This is a genomic window from Clostridium peptidivorans (genome assembly GCF_900205925.1).
Lineage (GTDB): Bacteria > Bacillota > Clostridia > Clostridiales > Clostridiaceae > Clostridium_AK > Clostridium_AK peptidivorans.
This window is the reverse complement of the sequence record NZ_OAOD01000006.1, coordinates 61,247-84,389: the sequence shown is the minus strand read 5'-3', so window position 1 is coordinate 84,389 and position 23,143 is coordinate 61,247. Positions and strand designations below refer to the sequence as shown.

Annotated in this window: 21 protein-coding genes; 1 reads left to right on the top strand and 20 read right to left on the bottom strand. The window is 31.1% G+C overall.

All coding sequences use genetic code 11. The features are described 5' to 3' along the window. Positions 1 to 31: 31 nt before the first annotated feature. From CRN98_RS07230 to CRN98_RS07185, 11 genes are all read right to left on the bottom strand, one after another. Positions 32 to 1,333, bottom strand: a complete 1,302-nt coding sequence (locus tag CRN98_RS07230) for an acetyl-CoA hydrolase/transferase family protein (protein WP_097026757.1) — start codon at positions 1,331 to 1,333, stop codon at positions 32 to 34. Between the two features lie 191 nt (positions 1,334 to 1,524). Continuing rightward, on the bottom strand, positions 1,525 to 2,496 hold the full coding sequence (locus CRN98_RS07225) for an acyl-CoA dehydratase activase (protein WP_097026756.1): 972 nt from the start codon (positions 2,494 to 2,496) through the stop codon (positions 1,525 to 1,527). Continuing rightward, the gene (locus CRN98_RS07220) at positions 2,477 to 3,577 is read right to left on the bottom strand and encodes an acyl-CoA dehydratase activase-related protein (protein ID WP_097026755.1); all 1,101 of its coding nucleotides are present in this window, start codon (positions 3,575 to 3,577) and stop codon (positions 2,477 to 2,479) included. Before CRN98_RS07220 ends, CRN98_RS07225 begins: the two co-directional genes overlap by 20 nt. Further along, the gene (locus CRN98_RS07215; protein ID WP_097026754.1) at positions 3,574 to 4,476 is read right to left on the bottom strand and encodes an acyl-CoA dehydratase activase-related protein; all 903 of its coding nucleotides are present in this window, start codon (positions 4,474 to 4,476) and stop codon (positions 3,574 to 3,576) included. Before CRN98_RS07215 ends, CRN98_RS07220 begins: the two co-directional genes overlap by 4 nt. 344 nt (positions 4,477 to 4,820) lie before the next feature. Further along, on the bottom strand, positions 4,821 to 4,952 hold the full coding sequence (locus CRN98_RS18045; protein ID WP_278335416.1) for a hypothetical protein: 132 nt from the start codon (positions 4,950 to 4,952) through the stop codon (positions 4,821 to 4,823). 19 nt (positions 4,953 to 4,971) lie between these two features. Then, positions 4,972 to 5,571: an undecaprenyl-diphosphatase gene (locus tag CRN98_RS07210; protein WP_097026753.1), complete on the bottom strand. Its 600-nt coding sequence runs from the start codon at positions 5,569 to 5,571 to the stop codon at positions 4,972 to 4,974. Beyond that, a complete protein-coding gene (locus CRN98_RS07205; protein ID WP_097026752.1) occupies positions 5,552 to 6,220 on the bottom strand; it encodes a DedA family protein in 669 nt (222 codons plus the stop codon). Before CRN98_RS07205 ends, CRN98_RS07210 begins: the two co-directional genes overlap by 20 nt. Positions 6,221 to 6,457: 237 nt before the next feature. After that, the gene (locus tag CRN98_RS07200) at positions 6,458 to 7,831 is read right to left on the bottom strand and encodes a sensor histidine kinase (protein WP_341455793.1); all 1,374 of its coding nucleotides are present in this window, start codon (positions 7,829 to 7,831) and stop codon (positions 6,458 to 6,460) included. Positions 7,832 to 7,838: 7 nt separating this feature from the next. Continuing rightward, the gene (locus tag CRN98_RS07195; protein WP_097026751.1) at positions 7,839 to 8,519 is read right to left on the bottom strand and encodes a response regulator transcription factor; all 681 of its coding nucleotides are present in this window, start codon (positions 8,517 to 8,519) and stop codon (positions 7,839 to 7,841) included. Positions 8,520 to 8,894: 375 nt separating this feature from the next. Continuing rightward, positions 8,895 to 10,220 (bottom strand): NCS2 family permease, encoded by a 1,326-nt coding sequence (locus tag CRN98_RS07190; RefSeq protein WP_097026750.1) that lies wholly within the window; start codon positions 10,218 to 10,220, stop codon positions 8,895 to 8,897. A gap of 238 nt (positions 10,221 to 10,458) precedes the next feature. Continuing rightward, entirely contained in the window at positions 10,459 to 11,631 is a 1,173-nt protein-coding gene (locus CRN98_RS07185) for a serine/threonine-protein kinase (RefSeq protein ID WP_097026749.1), read from the bottom strand. Positions 11,632 to 11,786: 155 nt separating this feature from the next. Between CRN98_RS07185 and CRN98_RS07180 the strand changes: the two genes are divergently transcribed. Further along, the gene (locus CRN98_RS07180; protein ID WP_097026748.1) at positions 11,787 to 12,521 is read left to right on the top strand and encodes an MBL fold metallo-hydrolase; all 735 of its coding nucleotides are present in this window, start codon (positions 11,787 to 11,789) and stop codon (positions 12,519 to 12,521) included. Between the two features lie 48 nt (positions 12,522 to 12,569). Here the strand turns inward: CRN98_RS07180 and CRN98_RS07175 are convergent, their stop codons facing one another. The 9 genes from CRN98_RS07175 to rihA all read right to left on the bottom strand — a co-directional run bounded on the left by CRN98_RS07175 (position 12,570) and on the right by rihA (position 23,143). Further along, positions 12,570 to 13,622, bottom strand: coding sequence for a DNA polymerase IV (locus CRN98_RS07175; protein WP_097026747.1), 1,053 nt, complete (start codon positions 13,620 to 13,622; stop codon positions 12,570 to 12,572). Between the two features lie 8 nt (positions 13,623 to 13,630). Beyond that, complete coding sequence (locus CRN98_RS07170; protein WP_242960857.1) at positions 13,631 to 14,497, bottom strand: mechanosensitive ion channel family protein; 867 nt, start codon at positions 14,495 to 14,497, stop codon at positions 13,631 to 13,633. Between the two features lie 45 nt (positions 14,498 to 14,542). Then, the gene (locus CRN98_RS07165; protein WP_097026746.1) at positions 14,543 to 15,676 is read right to left on the bottom strand and encodes a M20/M25/M40 family metallo-hydrolase; all 1,134 of its coding nucleotides are present in this window, start codon (positions 15,674 to 15,676) and stop codon (positions 14,543 to 14,545) included. Between the two features lie 140 nt (positions 15,677 to 15,816). Continuing rightward, positions 15,817 to 17,322 carry a glutamate/gamma-aminobutyrate family transporter YjeM gene (gene yjeM, locus CRN98_RS07160; protein WP_097026745.1) on the bottom strand — a complete coding sequence of 502 codons (1,506 nt, stop codon included), beginning with the start codon at positions 17,320 to 17,322 and terminating at the stop codon, positions 15,817 to 15,819. Positions 17,323 to 17,559: 237 nt separating this feature from the next. Beyond that, complete coding sequence (locus CRN98_RS07155; protein WP_097026744.1) at positions 17,560 to 18,567, bottom strand: LacI family DNA-binding transcriptional regulator; 1,008 nt, start codon at positions 18,565 to 18,567, stop codon at positions 17,560 to 17,562. A 2-nt stretch (positions 18,568 to 18,569) separates the two neighbouring features. Next, positions 18,570 to 19,970: an ADP-ribosylglycohydrolase family protein gene (locus CRN98_RS07150; RefSeq protein WP_097026743.1), complete on the bottom strand. Its 1,401-nt coding sequence runs from the start codon at positions 19,968 to 19,970 to the stop codon at positions 18,570 to 18,572. Between the two features lie 11 nt (positions 19,971 to 19,981). Next, positions 19,982 to 21,283 (bottom strand): amidohydrolase family protein, encoded by a 1,302-nt coding sequence (locus CRN98_RS07145; RefSeq protein ID WP_097026742.1) that lies wholly within the window; start codon positions 21,281 to 21,283, stop codon positions 19,982 to 19,984. Continuing rightward, positions 21,276 to 22,202, bottom strand: a complete 927-nt coding sequence (locus CRN98_RS07140) for a nucleoside hydrolase (RefSeq protein WP_097026741.1) — start codon at positions 22,200 to 22,202, stop codon at positions 21,276 to 21,278. The genes CRN98_RS07145 and CRN98_RS07140 overlap by 8 nt, the downstream gene beginning before the upstream one ends. 14 nt (positions 22,203 to 22,216) lie before the next feature. Beyond that, complete coding sequence (rihA, locus tag CRN98_RS07135; RefSeq protein ID WP_097026740.1) at positions 22,217 to 23,143, bottom strand: pyrimidine-specific ribonucleoside hydrolase RihA; 927 nt, start codon at positions 23,141 to 23,143, stop codon at positions 22,217 to 22,219.

Below are 23,143 nucleotides of genomic sequence, written 5' to 3'. Positions count from 1 at the left end.
TCCATTATATGGTTCTACCCCTGGGGTGTTTTTAAAATTTTGTTTTAAATCTCTTTTCAAATTCCTCCATTAAGCTTAATCTAAAACTTGGATGTGCAATGTTAATAAGTTCTCGTGCTCTATCCCTTAATGTTTTTCCCTTTAGTTTTGCTATACCGTATTCAGTTACTATATAATCAACATCATTTCTTGATGTGGTTACGGCGGCACCTTCATCAAGAAACGGTACTATCTTTGATATTGTTCCCTTTGATGTTGTTGAAGGTAACGCCATTATAGATTTACCATTTTTACTCATGTTAGTTCCTCTTACAAAGTCTACTTGTCCTCCAACTCCACTTATTTGTGTAATTCCCACACTTTCCGAAGCAACTTGTCCAGTTAAATCAACTTGCACACAAGAATTTATAGATATCATATTATTATTTTTCATAATTACACATGGATTATTAACATAATCTACAGGATGCAATTCAACCATTGGATTATTATCTATAAAATTATAAAGCCTTTTTGTCCCCATAAGGAAGGTTACAATAATCTTTCCTGGATGAAGACTTTTTTTCTTATTTGTTATAACTCCTGCTTCCACCAGTTCTACCACTCCATCAGATATCATTTCTGAATGTATCCCAAGATCCTTTTTATCCTTTAAAAATAAAAGTACTGCATCCGGAATAGCACCAATTCCTAGCTGAAGTGTTGCTCCGTCTTCTATAAGTGATGCACAATTTTCTCCTATAGCTCTCTCAATGTCAGTTATTTTAGGAGGCTTTAATTCTATTAAAGGGTGAGATGCTTCAACTATATAATCTATATCTGAAACATGCACAAAGCAGTTACCCAGGGTTCTTGGAAGCTGTTCATTTACTTCAGCAATTACAAGCTTTGCACATTCTGCCGCGGGCTTTATATAATCGCTGGAAACTCCGAGACTACAATATCCATGCTCATCTGGAGAAGTCACTTGAATTAAGGCTACATCTACAGGAATATATCCTTTTTTAAATAACTTAGGTATTTCATGAAAATAGCATGGAGTATAATCTGCTCTTCCCGAAGATACTGCATCTCTAGTTTTAGCACCCACAAATAAGGCATTGTGCGTAAAATATTTTTCCATGCCAGGCTCTACATATTCCGTTTTACCCATAGGTAACATATGAATAATTTCAACATTTTCATAATTTTCTTTGTTTTCCACCATGGCATCTACAATTGTAGATGGTTCTGATATAGCATGTCCAATCACTACTTTGTCTCTTGACTTAATTTTACTTACAGCCTCTTTTGCAGAAACTAATTTAGTATTATAAAGTTCTCTCCAATCCATTTGCAATCGCTCCCCCTTCTTTCATATATTTCTTTGCAATAACATAAAACTGACATCAATGTCACAAATTGTATTTCTTTTTGAATTTTATGATAAAATCATCCTACTTATTCTTAGATTTAAAATTATTTTTACTTTTAAATTTAATTTAAAAAAGAAGCTGATATGATACCATACCAGCTTCTAAATTTTTAACCTGAAACGGTGATTTGTGAATTAACACTGCTCCACTTTCCACACCTATCTCCTAAATTACCTATAATTACATCATCACTTTTTATACTTACTATTTCACATCTGTTAGGGCAACCTGTACATTCAAAACTTTCGGATCTAAATACACTTTCAGAAACATTAAAGCCTTTAAAATTAGTGTATCCCTGAGCCTTTACTCTTTCTTTGCTTAAAAGTGCTACTCCAATAGCACCCATAAGTCCATAGTGTTTTGGAACATATACATTGACACCTAAGGCTTCTTCAAAAACTTTTTTCATGCCTTCATTTGCTGCAACGCCGCCTTGAAAAAATATTTTATTCTTAATTTCTTTTCCCTTACCCACATTAGTTAAATAATTTCTAACTAGTGCTTCACAAAGTCCTCTTATTATATCCTCCTGTTTATGTCCTACTTGCTGTTTATGTATCATATCGGATTCTGCAAACACCGCACATCTTCCAGCAATACGCACAGGATTTTTAGACTTAAGCGCCATTTGACCAAAGTTTTCTATAGGAACTCCAAGCCTTTCTGCTTGCCTGTCTAAAAAGGAACCTGTACCTGCTGCACACACCGTATTCATTGCAAAATCTGTAACTATTCCATCTCTAAGTATTATTATCTTAGAATCCTGGCCACCTATTTCAATTATAGTCTTTACTTCAGAATCTAATTCCAGCGCCGCCACTGCATGAGCTGTTATTTCATTTTTAACCGCATCTGCTCCTACTAAAAATCCTGAAATTTTTCTTCCACTGCCTGTAGTTCCTACAGATTTTATATCTTCATCTTTATACTTTTCTCTAAGTATTTTAAATCCATCTTGAATTACCTGTATAGGTCTTCCTTTGGTTCTTAAATATAATCCATCAACTATATTACTTTCTTCATCTAATAAAACTATATCTGTACTTACTGACCCTACATCAATACCCATATAATACATTTTTATCTTTTCTCCTTTCTAACAAATCAACAAAGGCCTCTACTCTAGTATCAAACCCTGCTTCCCCTGTCATTTCATCTACTACCAGCGTCATTATAGGGAAATTTTTCTCCTTAGATATGGTAGGAAGTATTGACTTTGATACAATCTCTGGCATACATCCCATAGGAAGTATTTGAATTGCACCATCAAAGCCTTTCTTATGTGCAAGTACTGCTTCTCCAACACACTCTCTACCATGTCCCCCTATATATAAAGAAAGATATTTTTTAGATGCTCTTCTTATATCTAGCGAATTTAACTTAAGTGGAGATAACACCGTATTTTTAACCCACCAACTTGGTGTTAAACTCTTTTGAGTTGATACTCCCATATCCATAAGCTTATCTTCAATATATTGATTTGAAAATGGCTCAAGTATAGTATATATTTCTCCAATTATAGCTATCTTAATAGGATTTCTATATTTATCTAATTTTATATTATCTAATTTCTTCTTATACTTTATGAGTAAATTAATCATTTCCTTAGTACCTAAGGTATTTAATGCATCTCTCTTGCATTTTCTTAAAAGATTTTTAACTTCTCCCTTATTTATTTCATATCCAGAAAGAAGTCTTGCTTTTCTTTCTATATCATCTATTAAATTTATAATTTTATATCCTTTTAAAACTGCTGATATCTTTTCAGTTTTTGATTTTTTAGAGTACTGCCCTATTTTTGATACTCTATTTAAAAATTCATCTTTTCCTATACTTTTTGGAGCATCTATTACTATAAAGTTAACGTTATATCCTAGCTTTTTTAATATATTTATTTGCAATTCACAATACTCGCCATATCTACAAGGTCCACAGCTTCCAGGTAAAATTATAGTATCTGCTCCCTCTTCAATACTTTGTATATATGCTCCTATCATTATTTTAAACGGAAAACACATTTCTTCAGGAGAAATTTTAGAACCCATTTCAAGGCAAGTTTTATTGCTTACAGGAGGCAATATATACTCTATTTCTAAATCATCAAATATAGCTTTTACAGCAAAGTATGTATTACCAAGTTGAGGAAAAGTCACCTTCATACAGCTTCTACCTTCCTTCTCTTGAGCATATCTGTAAATGCTTCTAGCCTTGTAACAAAACCAGCTTCGCCTGTTTGCTCGTCTATTTTAAGTTCTAAAAACGGAAATTTTTCTATTCTATGTTTTATAAGATCAACTACTACCGAATCTATGCCACAGGCAAAGGAAGATGCATATATTATTCCATCAGCTAATTTATTTTTACAAATATACGACCCAAAACCATAGGAATTTCTTGCAAAGGTCCAAAAGGGCTTTTTAAATAACTTTTCTGCTTCCTTATTTATATAAGAATCACCTATATGTTCCTCTGTGATAACTCCTATTCCTAAATTGTTTAACTTTTCTACAAGGTTCATGTTAATATAACTATCATATAAATTATAAGGATGACCTATTAATGCCACTTTTATTTTAAATTCCTTATCATTTAATCCCCCTATATATTTTTCCTGTTCTTTTAGAGCCCTATTGAAAGCCTCATTTATCTTTAAAATATTTTTAGTAAATTTAAGTCCTACCTTATAGGACCACTTCTTTAAATTATTTAAACTATCCGCATATATAGGCTCTGAAATTATCTGCGGCATACCTGGTATGCTATTTTCAATCATTTCCACAAGGCCACAAAATTTAGGACATATATATTCATTTTCATAAAGCTTCATTATCCTAGGTATAAATATAAAATCACATTTATCTTTAAGATAAGCGCAGTGACCATGAAATATCTTGATTGGAAGACATGCCTCATCCACAGAGTATTTAACTCCTTCATTTAAAATATTTTTGTTTGTATCAGGAGATAGTACTACCTCCAATCCAAGTCCCTGAAAAAAGTTTATATAGAAATTATGATATCTACAAAACAAAAGACCTTTAGGGATACCAACTCTCAACCGTAACACCACCCTACTTAATAAATAATAAATACTAAAAATAACTATTACATAGTTTTCCTATTAAATTCTTGCCAAGTGTTTGTTTATTTATACAAAAAAATATTATATTTATTTTAATAAATGTAGAATATATAATATATGTTCACAAAAAAACACCCGATATGAAAAAGATAGCCAGAGTGCTATGGCATAAATTCTTAGAAGGCATTATAAAACCCTATGCTAGGCATAGGGTTATTCAATAATCTGAGAGCAAATTATGTTGTTAAAAATAATATAGATGTTATTTCGTCTTATAAAAATATTGTGTCTTTATTTACGTTATGTTTATAATTTGTAAGCTATTGTTGCATTTTAGGTAATATGCGATAAATCTCTAATAAAACTATATATCCGTAATGATTAAGAAGTTCTGTTATAGACTGCAATTTATAAATCCCTCCAACATCTACCTTTGATAAACTTGTTAGCATATGAAAAGGGGCTATCTCATTAGTTATTTAATATATTTTCATCTGTATTCTTATAAAATCTTACTTTACTAATTATCAACTTTTCAACTTTTGTATAAACTTCTTCAATTTTATTTTTTAATACTAAATTGTATAAATAGTTTGTAACAAATACCATAATATATGCACCAATAACATCTGAAGGATAATGATTTCCTACATACACCCTTGAAAATCCTACAATTATTGATAGTATTGTCATTATCATTCCAAGTACTCTATTGTATTTTCCTAAGCCTAAAGCTATACTCATTGTTCCTGTAGCATGGTCGCTTGGAAACGATGCATCTGCTGAGTGAGATATTAATAAATTTACCTTATTATGAACAAAAGGTCTATCCACATAATATATGCTTCCAATGATAAAACTTAAGACTAAATTAATTACTGTAATAACGAAAGTATTTACAGAAACTTTTCTATACTCCTCATTCTTTTTAATAACACCTAAAATAAATACTAATGCAATAACTGCCATAAATATATAGGGTACATCTTTTGAAAAGAAAATCATTATCTTATCCAAAACTGTATTTTTACCTGCTAAATTATTTATTAATCTAAAAATCTCCACATTCATATTCGTTATTACCTCCATCTCTTTTTCCTTTAATAAATGCAACTATTCCTGGGATTATAGATATTATTATGATAGCAATTAATATATAGGAAAAATGTTGTTTTATAAAAGGTAGTTCTCCAAGGAAGTATCCTCCCCCTAAAAACAATGTAACCCACAAGACCCCCCCTAGCATGTTATAGGCAATAAACTTTGAATAACTCATTTCTCCTATTCCAGCAACAAATGGTACAAAGGTTCTTATTACAGGTATAAATCTTCCTACTACTATAGTCATAGAACCATGTTTTTCATAAAAACTATTTGCTTTCTTAAGATATTCCTTATTTATATATTTCACATCTTTCTTCTCTAAAATGTTAGTTCCAATTTTCTGTCCTATATGATAATTAACAATATCACCCATTACAGCAGATAGATAGACTACAATAAATAATGGGAATATTTTAAGTGACCCAATAGAAGCAAGTGCTCCTGTTGCAAATAAAATAGAATCTCCTGGCAGAAATGGAGTAACAACTAACCCAGTTTCACAAAATATAATTAGAAATATAAGGGCATATGTCCACATCCCATAATTTTGTATTATTACATTTAAATATTTATCAAGATGTAATATTACATTAATTAAAGTTCCTATAATGCTCATATTTTTCTCCCTTCGTTATTAAAATTTCTTATAAATACATGATTAGACACAATAAACTTAATTGTCTCTAAATAATCTTTTCTCATTATGTTATACATTATGAACACTTAAGATTAAAATCACATTAAAAAACTCTTAGATTTATCTTAAAAAATTGCTCTATATTTTAAAATTTAAGTAAGTATCACAAAAATAATAAGATGAAAGAAATCTTTTCTTTCACCTTATCCTCTTTCTTTATTTATCTAAATTCAATATAACAACTATTTTTGTATACTTTGCTTCCTCGCTTTCAACTTCTATAGCTCCATTATGTATATCAACAATCCACTTTGCTATAGATAATCCAAGTCCTGTTCCACCCTTTTCTTTAGATCTGGATTTATCAACAATATAAAACCTGTCAAATATTCTCTCAATTTCATTTTTCGGTATACCGATCCCCATATCACTTACAGTTATTTTTACTTTATTCCCCTGAATTTCTGAACTTATATCTATCACGCTCTGCTCTGGTGCAAATTTAATACTATTCTCAATAAATATTCTTAACATTTGCTTTAACATTTTATAGTCTGCAATAATGCTCACAGTATCATTTTTGTCACTTGATATTATATGATTGGGTGATATTAACTTACTTTCTCTTACTACATCATCAACAAGTTCATTAAGCCGAAATTCCTTTTTTTCTATTAACTGCGTACCACTGTCACCCCTTGCAAGAAATAATAACTTTTCAACTAAATTAGACATATTGGTAGCCTCTAATTTGATTGCATGAATTGATTTTTCCAAAGCTTCTTTATCGTCTTTTCCCCATCTATCTAATAAATTAGCATATCCTTGAATAACTGCAATAGGAGTTCTAAGCTCATGAGATGCATCTGATACAAACTGAACCTGTCTGTCAAAGAACTTTTGAAGTCTATCTATCATATTATTAAATGTGTTTCCAAGCCTTTTAAGTTCATCATCAGGGCCATTTACTTCTATTCTTTCTTTTAAGTTATTAATGCTTATACTTTCAGCAGTTTTAGTTATATAATCAATAGGTTTTAACATCTTTTTACTTACCATATATCCTACTATAATTGAAGCAATAATTCCAATAAAATCAGCTATAGCCATAATCACAAATAATATTTTCATGAAGCCATACTCATTGTGCATATCTTTTACTATTTGAAGATATGCAGTGCCATAACCTTTACTTTCAATTTTAATATTTTTAAAAACTAAATGTTTCTCTTCTTCTTCTAAGCGTTGTATTCTATCATAAGGTTCTTCTACTTTAATAGTATAATTAAATCCATTAGATATGTTTAGTATTTTTCCATCTTCCTGAAGTATTCTTATATGTACATTTTCTTTAGATGGAACATCCGAAATAAGCTCTTTATCGGATAAATTCGTATGCTCATTCCGTGATGTAACTTTATTTAGTATCATTGTTTTAACATCATCTATTTGCTTATTTGACTGATTGTAGAAGTAATACTTTACTCCAAATAAAATTGAGGCATTTAAAATAAGTAATACTAAAGAGAACATAAAAGCATATACTATTGTAAGTTTTACAGAGATCTTTGCACTCTTAATAATCTTCAAAAAATAATTAATTGGCTTTAATAACATAACCCACACCTCTTATTGTAGTTATCAACTTATCTTCAAAGCCATCGTCAATCTTACTGCGTAAATATCTTATAAACACATCTACTACATTGGTATCGCCTACATAGTCATAACCCCATACACTCTCAATCAACTGCTCTCTGGTAAGTACAATATTTTTATTTATTAGTAGCACCTCCAGAATATTATATTCTTTCTTTGTGAGCTCAATTTCTTTACCAGCTCTCCATACTTGATGCGTTTTATTATTCATAACAATATCCTTTACTTTTATTTCATCAAGTTTATTTTTTAATACTTTCTCTCTTATGTGTACCCGTATTCTTGCCAATAATTCTTCTATTGCAAAAGGTTTTGTTAAATAATCACTAGCTCCAACATCGAGCCCTAAAACTTTGTCAGATACATCACTTTTAGCAGTTAGCATTATAATAGGCACACAAGAAAATCGCCTAATTTCTATACAAACTTCAATTCCATTTAATCCTGGTAACATAACATCAAGAAGAATTAAATCATACTCTTTATTCTTTACTTTTTGCAATCCTTCTCTTCCGTCATATACTACATCAACTTTGTATCCTTCATGTCCAAGTTCCATTTCAATAAACATTGCCATTTGCTTTTCATCTTCTACTATAAGTATTTTATATTCCTCCATCTTACCACCTCTTATGTTTATATAAAGTATTCATGTTTGCTTACATTTTAAAAACATTATACTATAAATTAGTAACTTTTATATTATCTGATATTTAATTATTACCATACATCTTAAGCCCCGAAATTATTCTGGATAATTACCTATACATTTAATATAATGTTTCTTTAGTTACAAGAATACACGAAGTGTCAAAATCAATTATATTTACTTGAAAAGATTATAAAGAAGAAGTTTTTAATTTCGTAAAAACTGAAGAAGATAGTCAGAGTGCTATGCCGCAAATTCTTAGAATGCATTATAAAACCCTATGCTAGGCATAGGGTTTTTCAACAATATGAGTTCCCCAAAGGGACTTTTTACATTTTCTATTTCTTAAATTAAGAACTTTAATACAAATAATGCTGCTATTATATATGTTGTTATTGTTATATCTTTTTGCTTTCCTGTCAGTAACTTTAACAATACATAAGACACTATTCCAAATACTATACCATCAGAAATACTGTAGCTTAAAGGCATTATAATTATTGTTAAGAAAGCTGGAATAGCTTCACTAAAATCCTCTAAGTCTATTTCCTTTATAGGTGATAGCATAAATAATCCAACTAATATTAATGATGGTGCTGTAGCTGCTGCTGGTATCATTAAAAATAATGGTGATAAAAATAATGCTATTATAAACATTCCTGCTGTAGATACTGCTGTAAGACCTGTTCTTCCACCTGCTGCAACTCCTGATGCACTTTCAACGAAAGTTGCTACAGTACTTGTACCGAAGCATGCACCTAATGTAGTTCCTATAGCATCTGATAATAATGCTTGCTTTGCTCTTGGAACATTTCCCTTCTCATCTAACATACCTGCTTTTGTTGATACTCCAACTAATGTTCCCACTGTATCAAACATGTCCATAAATAATAACGTAAATAACGCTATGGCCATATCCGCTGTAAATATATGGTTCCATTCAAATTTCATAAATACAGGGCTTATACTTGGAGGTGCACTTATTATTCCTGTAGGAAGCTTTGTTATTCCCATAGGTAATCCTATAAGTGTAGTAATTATGATTCCTAAAAGTAATGCTCCACTTACGTTTCTTGCCAAAAGCACTCCTGTTACTATAACCCCTATTATTGCAAGTAATCCTGTTCCAGAAGTTATGTTACCAAGTGCAAGTATTGTTCCTCCATCCTTTGGATGAAGTACTATGCCTGCATTTTCAAGTCCTATAAATGCTATAAAAAGTCCAATACCAACGGAAATTGATTTCTTTATATTTGTAGGTATTGAGTTTATTATAGCTTCTCTTATATTAAATGCTGTTAATGCTATAAATATAATTCCTTCTAAAAAAGCTGCAGTTAACGCAAACTGCCAAGTATGCCCCATTCCTATAACTATAGTATATGCAAAGAATGCATTAAGTCCCATTCCTGGCGCTTGGGCAAATGGAAGCTTTGCATAAAGTCCCATAATAAGCGTTGATACTATGGTAGCTAGCGCAGTTGCTGTAAATACTCCTCCAAAATCCATACCTGCATCCTTTAGTATGTTTGGATTTACTATCAATATATATGCCATTGTCATAAAAGTCGTAATACCTGCAAGAATTTCCCTTTTTACATTAGTACCATTTTCAGTTAATCCAAAATATGAATCTAAAAAACTTCCCTTTAACTTCTGTGAACTCTGCATCAAATTACCCTTCTTTCCTTATAATTCTATGTAGTAAATTGTATAACTTTATCGAAAGTACGCAAAATTTTTCAAACCACAATTTTATATATTACTAGATAACGAACTATAAGTCAATATTTTTTTACGAACGTTTTGGCTTTTTATTTTTATTATTATTTGTCATTAAAATAATAAATGCAAAAGTAACTTTGTTTATACTTTTGCATTCAACCATATAAAATAATTTTTAATTTTTTTACTTCTTGGATTTACCTTTAGCCTTTCCTTTACTTTTATCCTTTTTATAATCATCATCGTGGTCATCTTTTTGATTACTTTTTTCATCTGTCTTGACATCCACCTTCTCTTGAGAATCATTGTTTTCTATAGTAGGGGTGCTACTTTCTTCTAAGTCTACTGTTTCTATATTTTTATCAAGGCTTTCATTTATATTATTAACATTACCCACATTTTCCTTTGTATTAGCTTCTGTTCCCTTATAGCTGTATACTAAACTATAAGTTCCTATAATAATTAAAATAATAATTAAGAAGAATATCAATAAACTTTTGCGCATAGATTTCATTTTTGCTAATTTTGAAGTAGTATCCTTGTTTAAAAATAATCTAGTTCTTAAAATCGTCGCTTCTATTTCTGAAACCTTGGAAATTTCTTTCCTCATCTCCTCAATAGAGCTATGTCTTTCTTCAGCTTTAATTTTCATTGCCCTTTTTATTATTTCCCTTATATCTATATTTACATCTTTATCATAATTTTCATCATATAGTGGTTCCAATGCTGTAGACGGCGCCTTACCAGTAAGCATAAAATACATTACAGCACCTAGAGCATAAATATCTGTTTGCACTGAGGATTGTCCAGTACCATAAAATTGTTCTGGTGCTGCATATCCCTTTGATCCAATATAAACAGTATCACTTTCTTGACCTGGCTTATATACTCTTGAAATCCCAAAATCTATTAAAGCTACCTCCCCCTCTGGGGTTATCATTATATTGGAAGGCTTTAAATCCCTATGTATAATAGGAGGATTAAAGCTATGTAAGTAACTTACTATTTTCCCTATTTCTAATGCAATATTACATATCTCTTCAGCATTTAAACTTCCTTTTCTTTTAACATATTCTTTTAAATTCTCACCTTCTATATAATCTTCTACCATGTACAAATTATCATTTTTATAAAATATATCTATAATCCTTGGAATACCTGGATGTTTTAGCTTTTTGAGTATATTAGGTTCTGCTAAAAAATTTACATTACTTTTTACTTCCTTTGGTACTTCTTTTATTGCCCATAAAGTATCCAAATTTATATTTTTACACAAATATACTCTTCCCATTCCGCCTTGTCCAATAATTTTAATAACTTCATATTTTCTATCGAGCAAACTTCCTTGTTCAAGCAAAAAACTCCACCTCTTTTATTCAAGAATACTCCCATAAATATATACGAAATTTTTTTATAATTTGAGGGGGTGAAAAACTGAAGGAAATTTTTGTCTTTCATAATGAAATAAATATTGTTAAAATATATATGCATGATTTCATAAGGGGTGTTCATATGAGTAAAGCTAAGATACATTATTTATATCATGATGGATTTGCAGTAGAAACTAAAAACTTCTTTTTAATATTTGATTATTACAATAATCGTCCTCAAAATTCAGACGCAACATTAGAAAACGGAGTTATAGATATTACTTCAATTAAGAGTAAAAAAAATATATACGTGTTTGTATCTCATGCTCATCATGATCATTTTAATGATGTAATTTTTAGTTGGAGTAACATAAACCCCCATATTAAATATATTATGAGCTGCGATGTTCCCTTACGTGATTATAAAAGCAATTATTATTTTATATTTGCTAATAAGGAGCTTATCTTTCAAGGAATTAAAATAAAAACTTTTGGTTCTACAGATATTGGAGTATCTTTTTTTATAGACGTGGATGGATTAACTATTTTTCATGCTGGAGATTTAAATTGGTGGCACTGGAAGCACACTTGTATAGAAAATCAAGAGACTATGGAACTAAATTTTAAAAAGGAAGTGTGGAAGATAGCTGAGGAGAATATAAATATAGCCTTTTTCCCTACAGACCCAAGACTTGAAGAATTTTCCCACATAGGAGGAGAATATTTCATAAGAAAAGTGCGTCCTAATTTATTTATACCAATGCACTTTTGGGATGATTATTCTATGCCACAGAAGTTTTATAACAAAGTTAAAAATGATAAAACCAATATTGCTAAGATTAGTAAAAGAGGAGAAGTTATTGAGTTCAAATATTAGCTATTAAAAATAAAGGCTAGACAAAACCATAAATTCACTGGTAGCCAATTACTGGCTACCGAAAAAAGATATCTGCCTTATGCTATTATCACTAAGGGAAGATACTGTAAGTCCAATAAGCCTTATGCTATCTTCAAATACTATTGTATCTAATATTTCGCAAGAGACTTTAAATATATCTTCTTCGCTATCAATATAATTTAACAATGTTTTGCTTTTTGTGTGGTTTTCAAAGGATGAGGTTTTAATTTTTACTGTTACGGTTTTTCCTAACAACTCCTTGTTTTTTAGATAACAAGACACTTCACTTGAAAATTCCTTTAAATATCCTTTCATTTCTTCCTTATCTTTAATATCACTTTTAAGAGTAGTTTCACGACCTATAGACTTCCTTTCTCTAGTGATTTCAACTTCTCTTTTATCCATTCCACGTATTCTTTCATAAATTTCTATGCCAAACTTACCAAAGTATTCAAAGAAAAAATCTTGAGGTAATTTATAAAGATCTTCTACAGTATAAATTCCTATGTTATTTAATTTATCTCTTGACTTTTTGCCTATTCCATGAATTTTAGAAATAGGCAAAGGAAGTAAAATCTTTGGAATCATATCCTTTGTAATTATCATTATTCCATTTGGCTTATTCCAATCTGATCCAAGCTTTGCCAAAAATTTATTATAGGAAATTCCCATAGATATAGTTAGTCCTACTTCTTTCTTAACTCTAGATTTTATATAATCTACAGCATCCATAGGCTTTATGTTTAAATCTGATATATCTATATAAGCTTCATCAATGGATACAGGTTCAACCTTAGATGTGAGCTCATAAAGTATATCAAATACCTTATTAGAAATTTCCTTATATCTTTCATGCCTAGTAGGAATATATATACCCATGGGGCATTTTTTCCTTGCCATAAATATTGGCATGGCGGAATGTACTCCATACTTTCTTGCTTCGTAAGAGCAAGTTGCAACTACTCCTCTTTCTCCAATTCCCCCTACTATTACAGGTTTGCCCTTTAAACTCGGATTGTCTAATTCTTCAACTGATGCAAAAAACGCATCCATGTCTACATGCATTATAACTTTATTCATATGTTCACCTACACAAGTTTTATATCTTCGTGTTTTTTAAATTCAATAAGTATATTCTCAACTATACTGTGTTCTAAAGTCCTAAAACTTCTAGAGCCACAAATAAATCTTAATGTAAGAATTATCTTGCCTTCGCATAGGGAAGTATACACCGTATGGGAAAGATTTTGATAATAAATCGGTTGAGTTTTAGCTGCCATATCTAAAGCTTCTCTTACTTCCTCTTCCATATTTCCAAGAATATCTTTAGCCTTATCAAGTATTATTTCCTTTGCCTTCTCCCAATTGCTATCTAAAGAAAGTTTTATTTCGATTTCATTCCAGCTATATGGAAAACTTCCTGTTCCATTAATAACCTCAGCATTCAAAAGTTTTATATTAGGTATATGAATAAGTCTTCCTGTACTTTGTCCATATGCATTACTTGTTTGAGTTACTTCTATTATAGTTGTATAAAACCAATTTATCTCAATTACATCTCCTATACTATCTCCAACTTTAATTCTGTCACCTAAAGCAAAGGGCTTATGAGAATTTATAATTATCCATCCTAAAAAGCTAGATACTAAATCCTTTAATGCAAATGCCAGTCCTGCTGAAAATAGTCCTAAAAATGTCAGTATATCCTTTGTTTCATATATCCATATAGGGATTAAAATCAGTATAAAAGTAATCCTTAAAATATTAGAAATGACTTTTTTGGTAGTTAGTATTTTCGTTGACTTCCAATTAGTCTCATCAACTTTCTTTAATATAACTCTATTAAAAGAATATAGCATTGCGGCTATACCCAACGTAAGTAGGAACTTAGGGACTATTCCGAGCATCCCAAACTTTAAACTTATATATTCAAACCACTGACTTATTTTAATCAAGAATATATACACCCCTATCCCCTTATTTTAACTTTCAATTATAATTTAATTTCCATCTGATATAACCTTATTATCTCTAAGCATTATTTGAAGAAGTAATTTGCTGGTATTTACTAAATCTCTTATTTTTATATATTCCTCTGTTGTATGGTCCTTGGACATTCCAGTACCTAAATTTACTGTCTTTATTCCTTTAGATGAAAACACATTTACATCACTGCCTCCACCCGTTGATTCTGATTTAAAGGTTACTCCTATTTTATCACAAGCTTCTTTCATTATCTCTAGTATTTCATCATCTTCATTTATAACGTAATTTTTATAGCTCAATTCACTTTGTACATCAACCTCAGCTCCAAATTTTTCTGAAGCCTTTTCAAAACACTCTTTCATATGTTCAATTTGAGCATTTAGTTTATCCATATTTAAGCTTCTAGCTTCTGCCTTGATCTCCACATAAGGACACACAACATTCGTTGCTTCTCCTCCAGTTATAACACCAATATTTGCAGTAGTTTCCTCATCTATTCTAAGAAGCTTCATATTTGAAATTGCATCTGCAGCCACTTGAATGGCACTTATTCCATTTTCAGGTTCCACTCCTGCATGAGATGACTTTCCCTTTATTTTAACTGTAATTTGACTTTCTGCTGGTGCCTTGGTAATTGCAGCTCCTACTTCCTTTGAACTATCCACTATAAACCCTTTTTTAGAGGCTAATTTTTCATATTCTACACCTTTAGATCCATAAAGTCCTTCTTCTTCTAATATGGTAAATACTACTTCTATTGGGCCATGAGATAAATTTTTGTCCTTTATAGTTCTTATAGCTTCTAAAATTGATGAAACACCTGCCTTATCATCACCTGCAAGTATTGTATCTCCACTGCTATATATAACCTCATCTTTAATTACAGGTTTTATACCCTTACCAGGCTTTACCGTATCCATATGAGCACAAAATAGTATTGGTTCTATGTTTAGGTCTCCATCTAAATATCCATATACATTATTTGCATTTGATCCTATACTTTCTCCTGCAGTATCTGTTTGAACTTTCATTCCTAATTCATTCATCTCTTTTATAAGAGTTTCTGCCATTTCCTTTTCATTAAAACTTTCGCTATCAATTTTAACATATTCAAAAAATTTATTAACTAATCTTTCTTCATTTATCATTTTATCATCTCCTATTTATATAAATAATAGATTATAGTTGATAATTAATGTGAGAAAGCCCTCTAAAGAGGACTTTCCTCTAAAATTATTATTTATTATATATTAATTATCATTTATTATATACTAATTATTGTTTAAATTTATGTGGTTTTTTTATTTTGAACTTTTCTTTCATATCTCCAATAGATTATAAGAGCTGTTATAATAAATACTACTGGTCCTACAATCATCCATATAGTTGATATGTAATCCCCTTTCATTACGGTTGGTTCTATTATAGTAAATAAATTTGCAAATCCTACAGTTAGTGTGACAAGAGCCGCTGCTAAAAATGCTATTGAATAGCTTTTAAAAAATTCAAAAGGCTTTTTTATATTACTATTCTTCTTAAAGGCAGGAAATGCTACTGATAAAAACATGTACGGCAATGTCATCGCTACATTTGTCATAAGTATGAGTCTTGAAAAAAACTTAGATGCTCCTGCTCCACCAAAGGATACTAAGGCAATCATAGCTACTACAATAGCACATTGAACCCACATAGCATTTACTGGTATATTATCTTTTGTTTCTTCAATCTTCGGAGTCCAAAGCCCATGCGGAGTTCCATCAATAAGCTGTTTTAGTGGTGAATAAGCAAGTGCAAAGAATGCTCCTGTTAAAGCTAAAAACATTGATAAACCTACAAACCTTGCTACCCATATCCCAAGTTGAACTGATATAACTTCCCCAAGTCCAAAAGCTCTTCCAAACTCATATCCAAAGTTTTTCATTAATATATATGCTACATTTCCCATATGAATTCTATTAGAGGATAATACACTTTGCCAGTTAGTAAATACTCCACATAAAAATATTCCTAGTGAATATCCTATGGAAATTACTATAGCAGCTAAAGTTATTCCCTTTGGAAAATTAACCCTTGCATTTTCCGTTTCATCAACTAAACCTCCTACAACTTCTATACCACCATAACTAAATATAGCAAATACTAAAAACCCTAAGGAAGATATGGTAGTTTGATATCCAGGATTGGGGGAACTTATAAATGCTATTCCTCCTTGAAGTGGCTGCGCAAGTCTCCCTCCATTTGCTATAAAAATTAAAACTGCACCTACAATCAAAACTACATTAAGTGCTGCTACTGCAGTACCTCCTATGGAAGTTATTTTAGTTATTTGCTCTACACCCTTAGATGCAATACGAGTCACTAATATTACCCATATTATACCTAATACACCTATAAGTTGAGTTGAATTTAATCCAAATGCCGCCCATGTAGCTGTTCTATCATCTCCAAATATAGCTGTGGAAAAAGGTATCCATATACTTGATGATATATTAACCATCCATACGATATAAGAAGCATACCACATAAATGTTCCTACAAAAGCAAACTTTGGTCCCACAGATTTACTCATCCATGAATAAATTCCTCCTTTTTCTCTTTCAAAAGCCGATCCATATTCCGCCATCATAAATGCAAATGGAATAAAAAACGCAAATGCAGCAAATATATACCAGATAATTGCTCCATATCCCATTAAATAATAAGATCTTGGCATATTTGCAAATCCAAATACAGATGTAAAAATCATTAATACAAGTGCTTTAAGACTTAATTTTTTGGTATCTTTTTTATTCATTTAATGAATCACTTCCTTGCATTATTATAGAAATTTATAATTTTGTTATAAAATAAATCAGTATATCTCAATTCATTGAGATGCTTCCTTATAACAAAACTTATTATTAGCTTGTTCTTCAACAAAGTTTTTATACTTTAAGATTAAGGAATCATATTTAAATAATTCTTATTTTGCATTCAATTACCAAATAAGTATTTTTACTATTAAAAATAAAAAGTTGCCATAAAAGGCAACTTATAATTTTGCAACTGAATTTCTTATTATTAAATTAGTGTTCAATATAATTTCTTGGCATAGAAGCTCTTCTTTATTTATTATCTTAAGAAGTAACTCTACAGCATTATACCCCATTTCATAAGTTGGCTGAGCTACAGTAGTTATCTTTGGAAATGTTACTTTAGTCAAAAATATATTATCAAATCCTGTAACAGATATTTCATCAGGAACTTTTATTCCTCTATTATTTAAGACTTCTAAGGCGCCTATTGCCATTAAATCATTTTCTGAGGCCACTGCTGTAAACTTTAAGTTTTCTTCTAAAAGCTCTTCCATACACTTTATTCCACCACTGATTTTGTAATCTCCGTATTTTATAAGTTCCGGAGCTATAGGGATGTTATATTTACTTAAGGCTTTCTTATAACCTCTAAGTCTTTTATATTCTGCATACATACCCTTTTTACCTGATATATAAGCTATTTGTGTATGCCCATTTTGGATTAAGTATTCTACTACCTTATACATTCCCATTTCACCGTCAGTAGATATAAAAGGAACTTCATCTAAAGGTCGATTTCTATCCATAGATACAAAAGGTATTTTGTACTTTTTAAATAAATCTATATTTTCTCCTTTATCTTCAAGAGTACTTGTATATATTACTCCATCTACAGACTTTTCTTTTAAAATTTGTATATGTTCTATTTCTTTTTCTTCCTTATCATCTGTATTACAAAGTATAATGTTATATCCATATTTACTTGCAGCATCCTCTGCTCCTCTTACTATTCCAGGAAAAAAGGGATTGTTTATATCTGGTAATATAAGACCTATTATATGTGTCTTTTTTGTAACCATTCCCCTTGCTAAGCTACTAGGTACATAATTATGCTTTTCCATTATCTTTAGTATATTTTCTCTTGTATCCTTGCCTACACCATCCTCTTTGTTATTTATAACCCTTGATACAGTAGCAATAGATACCTTTGCTTCTTTAGCTATATCCTTTATAGTAACACCCATTTTTATTCTCCCTTATTGGCTCTCCTTAAAGCTTGAACTGTCCACTTAGATAATTCACTTATCTTTAAATGTTTCATCCCTCTAACATAAGTTATTAAATCATCACCAATCGGGTCTATCCACTTTTTATCAATTCCCTTAAATCCATAAATTGCACCATAAACACCTGCTATTTGAGCTGCATTGCAATCAACATCTTGTCCCGCCATGGAAATTATATTCATGGTTTTATCAAAATCATTTCCTCCAAAGTAAAGAGCAACTACTTCTGCTGCTGCATTTGGATACGCATGAATCCAATTATACATCTTAAACCTTTCTTCGCACGCCTTCCATGCTTCTTTCCAATTGCCATTTGACTTACATTGATTATATGCAAAATCTATTACTGAATAATATTCTGAATCCTTAGGAATCATATTTATAGTCTTATCAAGTATAACTTTCACGTCATTTTCTACAAAAGCAAGTGATACAAGTACAGCATTAAATATTTCTCCTATTACTCCATTATTGTGATGAGAAATAACACCATCAATCCAAGCAAGTCTTGCAGCTTCCTCTGGATTACCAGGAGCCACCATTCCACAAATAGCTCCTCTCATCTGAGCACCTATCCATTCACGATAATAGTTGTTAAGCTCTCCACTCTCAGGAGGATATATTCCTCTTTGAATATTTTTTAAAGCAATATCTTCTGCTGACCATCCTGTAGGAATAAGCCCTACCCATTCTTCTGCTATATCTATTGAAGTTACATTATATCCTTTTTGATCAAATGCCTTTAAAAATGCTAATTCATAAGTTATATCATCATTATAAGTATTTGGCTTTCTAACATAATTTATTACATTACCAAAGGTTCTCTCTATATTTTCTGAAGTATATCCTTCAATAGCTGTTCCTAATGCACCGCCACATATTTGAGCTATCCAAGCAGCATGAATTTTTTCTTCAAAGCTCTCTGCATATATATCACATTTATCATATTCAGAAAAAGTTATAGATTTTTTATAATCCTCCCAAGAGGAATATATTTTATATTTAAAGTAAGGTGAAGCTAAGTCTTTTTTTGCATTATTTAATTCATAATAAACTCTAGCAGTTATCTTACTTAATTCAATTATATTGTTTTCTTCTAATGCCTTAAGTCCAAGAGGAATTAGAGCCTCTGCTTCTTCCACATTGTATCCCATACTTTCCATGGATTGAATTGCACCTATTATTACTCTTTCAGGCGCAAAAGAACCTGGCACATTACTCTTCCAAACAAGCTTTGTAGAAAGCTCTATATGATTTTCCATCTCTTGCGCTCCTGTTTCCCAAGTTTGCTCCTCATCACTTAATACAACAGGTACAGCATTATTCATTAATTCATGTTCCATTTTCCAAGCCTTTTTCATACTAATCCTCCCTAATAACTTATTTTATTTGCCCCTTTTCCCTTTTTTAAAATTTCCTTAGAAGTTCTCTCTATTTCCTTCCATAAAGGAGTGTTTTTAAATACTACTTTCCCATCTCTTTTCACAAATTTACCTTCCACTATGGAATGTAAAATATTTTTACTTTCACTACTGTAAATTATAGATGCTAAAGGATTGTATATAGGGTATGTGTTTGGCATATTCAAATCCCAGATAAGTAAATCTGCATCATACCCTTCTTTAATATTTCCTGTATTAAAATTTAAAGCCTTATGTCCTCTCATTAACATTTCCCACATATTTTTAAGTTTGAAGTTTTCCGAATTACCTTCAGCCTTTCCTATGAGTGCAAATAACCTTAACTGTTCTAATGGATTTAATGTATTTGAGCTTGCTGCTCCATCTGTTCCTATACAAAGTGGAAGCTTGTCGTAATTACTCCATAAGCTTCCATGACCCATACCTAGTTTCATATAAGTTTTAGGACATACCGCAAAGTAAGTTTTATCATTTATATAGTTCAAATCCTCTTTCTTAATCCATAATCCATGAGCAATTATTAAAGGAATATCAAACCCTCCTATTTCATTTAATCTTTCAAAAGGAGTTTTTCCATAAGATTTTAAACTTTCTTCTACTTGCCCTGAGGTTTCCGAAAGATGAATATGAATTCCTACATTTAGCTCCTTTGCCCTTTGAACAATTTTTTTAAGTTTTTCATTTGGACAAGTATATGGTGCATGAGGACCCATCCTTAAGCTTAATCTAGTACTTTGATTTCTTTTTTTTTCTATAAGTGATGCTGCATCTTCTAAATCCTCTTCAAAATTATCCGATAGTCCAAAGATTGTAGGAGCTATATCTCCTCTTATTCCACTTTCTATAACTGCATCACATATCTTATCTGCAAAGAAGTAATGGTCTGCAAAAGAGGTTACTCCATTATCTATCATTTCACTTATGCCTAGCAAGGCTCCATAATATACATCCATAGGGGTTAACTTACTTTCATAAGGAAAGATTTCCTCATTAAACCAATCGTTTATATTTACGTCCTCCGCTAGTCCCTTTAGTATGTTCATAGATACATGAGAATGTAAATTTACAAAGCCTGGTGTTACAAAATAATTTTCACACTCTATTATTTCACCAAATCCATATTCATATTGATCTAATATTTTTTGTATCTTTCCATCTTTAACGTAAATGGTTTTTGCCCTATATATATTCCCTTCGCCATCAATTATATTAGCATCTTTTAAAATCATATCCCAAGACTGAACCCTATTCATATGCCTTAATCATCCCCCTAAGCATTTCTACAAATCCCTCTCTATCTACATCCATAGCAACTTCTGCATTAGCTTCCTTTTTAGTAACATTATAAATATCAACTACAGTTTTTCCGTAAGTAAGCTCACCCTTTGTTTCTACTGCAACATAATACTTATGCTTTTCGATAATATTAGGATTAATAACCGATGCTACTGCTAAAGCATCATGAACTATTGCTCCCTCTAAACCATAGAGTTTGCATATTATTGAACAACAATTAAAGAATTGCCTTATAGTTTCAGAAATCTTACTTTTACCTTCAGTTATATACTCTATGTCTTTTTCTAAGACTAATGCCTTATGAGTTGCATCAAGTCCTACCATGATTACTGGTATTCCTGATTTAAATACTATATCTGCTGCTTCTGCATCCACATATATATTAAATTCTGCTGCTGGAGTAGTGTTTCCTATATAACAAGCTCCTCCCATAAGAGTTATCTTTTCAATTTTATGCTTTAAATCTGGATACTTCATTAAAGCTATTGCAATATTGGTAAGAGGTCCTATGGCTATTATATTAAGCCTCCCCTCACACTTTATAGCTTCTTCGTATATAGTATCCCAAGCACTTTTTTCATAAAGTTTTATATTTCCTTCAGGTAAAACCACAGAATGAAGTCCAGTTTCTCCATGTACATACTCTGCAGTGTGAAGTTCTCTTAAAATAGGGCCTTCTGCCCCCTTAGCTACTTTTGTGTTAGCTCCTATGTAACTTACAAGGTCTATAGAATTTTTAGTAGTCTTTCCTAAAGGTATATTACCTCCTACAGAAGTTATAGCTCTTATATCTAACTTTTCTGATGAAAATGCTAAAAATAGTGCTAAAGCATCATCTATTCCTGGATCTGTGTCTATAATTACAGGTATTTTCATATGCGATTCACTCCTTAATTGTAGTACTTTACAGCTTCTACTAGCATATCCACAAATCTTTCTCTATCTATATCAAAGGCAACATCTACATTTTTTTCTTTTTTAAGCACATCATAATAATCAACAACTGTAGCTCCTAAAGTATGTTCACCTTTAGTTTCTATATCTACATGAAGTTTTTTAGTAGTAAGTATTGATGGATCAATAACCCAAGCTACTGCACATGGGTCATGAAGCGGACTTCCCTTAAATCCCATATCCATATGAAACTTAGCAAAGAAATCTAAAAGTTCTGCTACCATTACAGCAACTTTTCCGCCAACATTTCTTATTCTTTCTACATCTTCATCATAAATTAAAGCTTTGTGAGTTACATCAAGTCCGCTCATTGTTATTGGTATTCCAGATTTAAATACAATGTCTGCTGCTTCTGGATCTACTAGTATATTAAATTCTGCTGCCGGACTCCAATTTCCACCAAAGCAAGCTCCTCCCATTAGAGATATTCTTTCTATCTTCTCTTTTAATTCTGGATAACATAAAAGAAACTTTGCTATGTTTGTTAAGGCTCCCGTTGGTATTAAAGTAATCTTTTTATCGCTTTCTCTAACAACCTTTGCTATAAGCTCTATAGCTAACATATCACAGGCCTTTAAATTTGACTCTGGGAGTTCTGGTCCATCAAGTCCACTGTCTCCATGAACTTCTGGTGCAATTATAAGATCTCTCATTAAAGGTTTATCGTCTCCCTTTGCTACAGGTACATTAACCCCCGCAAAACTTAATACCTTTAGTGCATTATTTAATGTTTTTTCTTGAGTTTGATTTCCAGCAACTATTGTTACTGCTTTTACATCTAGCTTTTCACTAGCAAAGGCAAGTAATAGCGCTATTGCATCATCATGCCCTGGATCACAATCTATTATTACTGGTATTCTCAT

What these genes read in the sequence shown, in the direction of transcription:
- CRN98_RS07230 (WP_097026757.1), bottom strand. Translation starts at nt 1,333, where the DNA reads ATGGATTGGAGAGAACTTTATAATACTAAATTAGTTTCTGCAAAAGAG.
- CRN98_RS07225 (WP_097026756.1), bottom strand. Translation starts at nt 2,496, where the DNA reads ATGTATTATATGGGTATTGATGTAGGGTCAGTAAGTACAGATATAGTT.
- CRN98_RS07220 (WP_097026755.1), bottom strand. Translation starts at nt 3,577, where the DNA reads ATGAAGGTGACTTTTCCTCAACTTGGTAATACATACTTTGCTGTAAAA.
- CRN98_RS18045 (WP_278335416.1), bottom strand. Translation starts at nt 4,952, where the DNA reads ATGCTAACAAGTTTATCAAAGGTAGATGTTGGAGGGATTTATAAATTG.
- CRN98_RS07210 (WP_097026753.1), bottom strand. Translation starts at nt 5,571, where the DNA reads ATGAATGTGGAGATTTTTAGATTAATAAATAATTTAGCAGGTAAAAAT.
- CRN98_RS07205 (WP_097026752.1), bottom strand. Translation starts at nt 6,220, where the DNA reads ATGAGCATTATAGGAACTTTAATTAATGTAATATTACATCTTGATAAA.
- CRN98_RS07195 (WP_097026751.1), bottom strand. Translation starts at nt 8,519, where the DNA reads ATGGAGGAATATAAAATACTTATAGTAGAAGATGAAAAGCAAATGGCA.
- CRN98_RS07190 (WP_097026750.1), bottom strand. Translation starts at nt 10,220, where the DNA reads ATGCAGAGTTCACAGAAGTTAAAGGGAAGTTTTTTAGATTCATATTTT.
- CRN98_RS07180 (WP_097026748.1), top strand. Translation starts at nt 11,787, where the DNA reads ATGAGTAAAGCTAAGATACATTATTTATATCATGATGGATTTGCAGTA.
- CRN98_RS07175 (WP_097026747.1), bottom strand. Translation starts at nt 13,622, where the DNA reads ATGAATAAAGTTATAATGCATGTAGACATGGATGCGTTTTTTGCATCA.
- CRN98_RS07165 (WP_097026746.1), bottom strand. Translation starts at nt 15,676, where the DNA reads ATGATAAATGAAGAAAGATTAGTTAATAAATTTTTTGAATATGTTAAA.
- yjeM (WP_097026745.1), bottom strand. Translation starts at nt 17,322, where the DNA reads ATGAATAAAAAAGATACCAAAAAATTAAGTCTTAAAGCACTTGTATTA.
- CRN98_RS07155 (WP_097026744.1), bottom strand. Translation starts at nt 18,567, where the DNA reads ATGGGTGTTACTATAAAGGATATAGCTAAAGAAGCAAAGGTATCTATT.
- CRN98_RS07150 (WP_097026743.1), bottom strand. Translation starts at nt 19,970, where the DNA reads ATGAAAAAGGCTTGGAAAATGGAACATGAATTAATGAATAATGCTGTA.
- CRN98_RS07145 (WP_097026742.1), bottom strand. Translation starts at nt 21,283, where the DNA reads ATGAATAGGGTTCAGTCTTGGGATATGATTTTAAAAGATGCTAATATA.
- CRN98_RS07140 (WP_097026741.1), bottom strand. Translation starts at nt 22,202, where the DNA reads ATGAAAATACCTGTAATTATAGACACAGATCCAGGAATAGATGATGCT.
- rihA (WP_097026740.1), bottom strand. Translation starts at nt 23,143, where the DNA reads ATGAGAATACCAGTAATAATAGATTGTGATCCAGGGCATGATGATGCA.